The sequence below is a fragment of the Roseibium sp. genome, from assembly GCF_025698965.1.
Taxonomy (GTDB): Bacteria; Pseudomonadota; Alphaproteobacteria; order Rhizobiales; family Stappiaceae; genus Roseibium.
In genome coordinates this window covers 1-2821 of record NZ_JAILWL010000646.1, presented here as the reverse complement: position 1 = coordinate 2821, position 2821 = coordinate 1, and the positions used below count along the sequence as shown (strand labels likewise).

The window sequence follows — 2821 nt, the reverse complement described above, 5'->3', positions numbered from 1 at the left end:
GCATAGGCATATTCAAGCTCGGCGGCCGCTCCGATCTCGTCCCCTACCGTATTGTAGCGGTGCAGACGACCACTGCGCAGAACGTCGACAGCTGCTGTGATGGCCTCGTCCGGGATGGCTTCCTGCTGCGTGAATACTCCGCGAAACGGTTCCATTTAGTGCTCCGTTTACTCGGCGGCCCGGTCAACCGGTCCGTCGTAGCCGAAGGCATCAGTGTATCCGAAAAGTGCTGCGGCTCCCCCGGTATGAAGAAAGACGATATTTTCATCGCTTGAAAATGCACCTGATTTCACAAGGTCGATGAGACCGGCTGCACCTTTTCCGGAATAGACCGGATCGAGAAGAATGGCTTCCAGCCGGGCGAACATTTCAATGGCTTTGAGACAGGCCGGTGTCGGAATGCCGTAGCCTTCGCCAACATAGTCGGTATTGGCGACTACGTCCTCGCGCTTGACGATGCCCGGACACCCCAGTTTCTCAGCAGTTGCAACGGCAAGATTGAAGACGTTTTCCTCCTGCTTGGGCTTGGGTGCGCGCACACCAATGCCAAGCAGGGGAATGTTCGCATTGATTGCTTTCAGCCCGACAATGAGCCCGGCTTGCGTCCCTGCGCTGCCCGTCGCATGGACGATCCGGTCTATTTTCAGGTCGATTGCGTTGGCCTGCTGGACCAGTTCCATGGCCGCATTCGCATAGCCGAGAGCACCTGTCGGGTTGGAACCGCCACCCGGTATTGTGTAAACCTTGCGGCCCTGGGTCCTGAACCTTTCGGCAACCGTTTCCATCTCGGCATTCATGTCGAGACCGCCCGGTCGTTTCTCGGCCGTGGCGCCGTGCAGGAAGTCGAGAAAGACATTCCCGTTTCCATTGTAGTTCGGATCTTTCGAGCCGGTCCGGTCTTCCAGCAGGATGTGACACTTCATGCCGAGACGGGCGGCGAAGGCAGCCGTTTGACGGGCATGATTGGACTGGGTCGCACCTTGCGTCATCACCAGGTCAGCCCCCTGAGCCTTGGCTTCGGCCATCAGGAATTCGAGTTTTCGGGTTTTGTTGCCGCCAGTGGACATGCCCGTACAGTCGTCCCGTTTGATCCAGATCCGGGGCCCCTCAAGTGTTTCGGACAATCGATCCATGGGTTCAAGGGCGGTGGGCAGATGCGCCCAATGCAGGCGGGGAAAGCGTGAAAAATGCATGGGGTGCGTCTCCGGAAAAGCAATTTGGAGAAGGTTCGCATGGAGTATTTCCATGTTCAAATGCATTCTTGTCCGTATAACTTGCAAGAGTTGCATAATCATCGAAAGTGGGTGACATGAGAATCGATTGGCTGGAAGACCTTGTTGCTCTTCTTGATGCGGGGTCTGTTGTTGAGGCCGCAAGTCTGCGTAACATCTCTCAATCAGCGTTTTCACGACGGATCCAGGCGTTGGAAAGCCTTTTGGATGTCCCATTGATAGACCGGGATACGAAACCGAACCGACCTACGCCCGCGCTGAAAAACCACGAAGACCAGTTGCGTCTGGCGGTGACCCGGCAACGCCAGCTGATCCAGCAGATTCAGATGGACAGCCGGTCCGGGTCTCGTCTTGTGGTCATTGCCTGCCAACATGCGATCACGACTTCGCTGGGACCCCGGATCGTTAAGGCCGTGTCCCGTCTGGGCACTGCGCATGTGCGATTGCGCTCGGCAAATCTGGACGAGTGTGAAGTGCTTTTGATGACAGGCCAGGCTGATTTCTCCCTGACCTATCAGTTGAGCGACGACGGCGTGGTCGGTCAGTCGGGGTTGACCGAGGGGGTACATGTTGCAGATGAAAGACTGGTTCCGGTCTATTCCGCTGCCGGATCGGAGGAGCTGTTCAGTGAGTTGCGGTCCGGACGGCTGAATGTCATTTCCTACCCTCCGGATGTGTTTCTTGGCCAGGCTTTGAGCAAGCATGTCATGCCGGCGGTTGAAGGCACGGGAAAAACGAATGTCGTTGCTGAAACTGCGCTTACGGTCGCGGCGCTTGAAATGGCTCGGGCGGGTGTCGGTGTCGCCTTTGTTCCCGAAGCCCTGGTCTCGGCCGACCTGGCAGAGGCAAGGCTGATCGACCTGCGCGACCAGCTAGGCAGCGTTGATATGGAAATTGTTGGAAGGCGACGCCAGGAAAATGCCCCGCCTCTTCTTGCCAGGGTCTGGGAGGAATTCAGCAAATTGGCCGTAAAGGATCAGTAGAAGCATCTGATCCTTTAAATGCCTTCAGAGATCCAGTGCATCCAGGCCGGCTTCCAGATAGTCGGCAAACAATGGCATCCCAAGCAGATATTTGGCAGTTGATCCAACAGCCCGTTCGCGAGCTTCGTCGACGGCTTGCTGGAAATCTTCTGCCTCGAAGTCGCCTCTGCCGATCCACGTCACTGCGACAAGCTCGGCAGCTTCGTCGACATTGAGGTCTTCGATCAGTTCACGCAATTCCTCATCCGACAGATCGTCGCTTTCCTCTTCGGCAAGGCCATCGTGATTGTGACCTTCTTCCAGAGAATCTGCATCAAATTCCACGTCACCTTCGTGACCGCCTTCAAACGTGTCCTGCATGGCTGATGCAACGGCTCTGGCCTTTTGTGCGTAAAGGCGGATTGTGTCTGCAGATAGAGTGAGATCGATGTCCATGGTTGCCTCCGACAAACCTGTCTTTTCTTTATCGATCCACTTTTCGTCATTGGCAATGGTCATGATGCGTTTTCCTATTTTGCAACAGCCAAGACATTCCGTAGGGTTATCCACGATATTCAAGGTCTGTGAACTCGTTTCAAGTTAATCTGCAACCCATATACACGCCTG

The 2821-nt window shown here is 55.5% G+C and carries 3 protein-coding genes; 1 reads left to right on the top strand and 2 read right to left on the bottom strand.

Annotated elements, in window-relative coordinates; translation table 11 throughout:
• Nucleotides 1-167: 167 nt before the first annotated feature.
• Entirely contained in the window at nt 168-1193 is a 1026-nt protein-coding gene (locus tag K5905_RS31025; RefSeq protein ID WP_297591574.1) for a D-cysteine desulfhydrase, read from the bottom strand.
• Between the two features lie 116 nt (nt 1194-1309).
• Between K5905_RS31025 and K5905_RS31020 the strand changes: the two genes are divergently transcribed.
• Nucleotides 1310-2215 (top strand): LysR family transcriptional regulator, encoded by a 906-nt coding sequence (locus K5905_RS31020; RefSeq protein ID WP_297591573.1) that lies wholly within the window; start codon nt 1310-1312, stop codon nt 2213-2215.
• A gap of 24 nt (nt 2216-2239) precedes the next feature.
• Here K5905_RS31020 and K5905_RS31015 read toward each other — a convergent pair whose 3' ends face one another.
• Nucleotides 2240-2713 (bottom strand): DUF3775 domain-containing protein, encoded by a 474-nt coding sequence (locus tag K5905_RS31015; protein ID WP_297591572.1) that lies wholly within the window; start codon nt 2711-2713, stop codon nt 2240-2242.
• Between the last annotated feature and the right edge of the window lie 108 nt (nt 2714-2821).